Source organism: Chloroflexus sp. (assembly GCF_034435895.1).
GTDB lineage: Bacteria > Chloroflexota > Chloroflexia > Chloroflexales > Chloroflexaceae > Chloroflexus.
In genome coordinates, this window is sequence record NZ_DAOTWH010000119.1 from 1 (window position 1) to 1,572 (window position 1,572).

General features: G+C 61.8%; 2 protein-coding genes and 1 pseudogene. All 3 read right to left on the bottom strand.

Annotation, left to right across the window (positions count from 1 at the left end):
* Positions 1-277: pseudogene (locus U9R81_RS07015) on the bottom strand (ribosome small subunit-dependent GTPase); the annotation flags it as partial.
* Entirely contained in the window at positions 267-530 is a 264-nt protein-coding gene (locus tag U9R81_RS07020; protein WP_322494792.1) for a hypothetical protein, read from the bottom strand. The pseudogene U9R81_RS07015 and the gene U9R81_RS07020, both read right to left, overlap by 11 nt.
* A gap of 484 nt (positions 531-1,014) precedes the next feature.
* Positions 1,015-1,572: pyridoxal-phosphate dependent enzyme (locus tag U9R81_RS07025; protein WP_322494793.1), on the bottom strand; the 558-nt coding region annotated here is incomplete at its 5' end.

The window sequence follows — 1,572 nt, forward strand, 5'->3', positions numbered from 1 at the left end:
CGGCGGCCCGGCGCGCCAGCCGGCTCCGTCGCGGCAAGACGGCCTCGATCGCGCCTTGGCCGTTGCCGACCGGCGTCACTTCGACTTGATCGCCGATCACGACCAGATCGGTCGCTTGGCGCTCTTTCTTGAGCCGCCCGCGCAGCCGGCATTCAAGGATGCCCTGCTCGGTCTTGACCCAGAAGAAGCCGCTCTGCGCTCGTAAGACTGCGCCGGTCAGCCGGTTGGTGGCGGTGGCCGGCGCTGGTTCGACCAGTTCTGCTGCTTTACGACTCATCGACGCGCACCTCCAGCCGATTCACCCCCAGTAAATCAAAGGCCATACTCACAATCCGTTCGATCAACGACGCCGGCGGCAGTTCGGCTGGCATCGCTGCAGCTAGGGTTGTGAATGCTTGTTGTTGCCGCCCGCGTTTGGGCGGATGGTATGATAACGAGCCGTCACGCTCTAGAATAATCACGGCAGTTCCCTCCACCTCTGACGGTTGGTTACGATCGGCGGCGGTAACGATGGCGTTGTGATCCGTCATCTCAGATTTCCTTTCACGCTTGCTGCGAGAACCCGCTCCGTCGAACGCCCGCTGGGTGGAGGGAACAAAAGAGGCTATGGTTTGCCGGTTGCGCCACAGCCTCAAAACAAGGCGGGCTGTAGGCGCTTGGTCAGCTTCCCACAGCCCGCCGGTATAACAGGTAGATGCCTGTTTAGCCCGCGCTGTGCGAAGCCCCTCCTGTGCCAGCGGAGTCGCTCGACACCATCACGACCGTTGTAAGTGTGAGTACGTGAATGATGTGTGTCATAGCTGCCTCCTCTGACCGGAATAGATAATGAACTCTTGCCCGTGCAGCATAGCATGCCGGCAAGCGTCTGTCAATGCAGGTTGGCTCAGCCGTTAGACTGAATTTTGGCGGGATGGTAGGAATGGGACACGGATTAAGACGGATCAAAACAACCGTGTTGATCCGTCTTAATCCGTGCCAATCCGTGTCCCCAAATCAGACCCGGATGCGAACCGATTATCCGGCCATCACAATCTGTTGCAAGGTGGCGCTGGCGACGTTACGCCCGCAGATCAGCGCGACGATCCGCCGTCCGCGCAAATCGCCGATCTGACCTTCCAAGAGAGCGGCCAGCGGCACTGCGGCACTGCCTTCGGCGATCAGGTGGTGTTCGTCGAGCAGCCAGCGCATTGCGCGCGCAATCGCGGTTTCATCCACCAGCACCATCTCGTCGAGCGTCTGTTGCAAGATCGGCAGCGTGATGGTGTCTGGATCGATACCGCCAGCCAGCCCATCAGCCAAAGTCGGTTCGTCGGGGGCGGGAACGACTTTGCCGGCGCGCAAGGCTGCCGCCATCGCCGCCGATGCCGCCGCTTGCACGCCGATCACCCGGAGGCAAGGGTTGAGCGCTTTGGCCCAGATGCCCACGCCGCTGGCCAACCCGCCGCCGCCGACCGCCACGATCACCGTGTCAGCCGCGGGCAACTCTTCCCACACTTCAACCGCCAGCGTGCCTTGACCGGCGATCACAGCCGGATCGTTGTAGGGCGAGACGAATTGCCAGCCGTTCGCGGC

Coding starts and splice junctions, on each gene's coding strand:
- U9R81_RS07020 (WP_322494792.1), bottom strand. CDS start 530: ATGACGGATCACAACGCCATCGTTACCGCCGCCGATCGTAACCAACCG.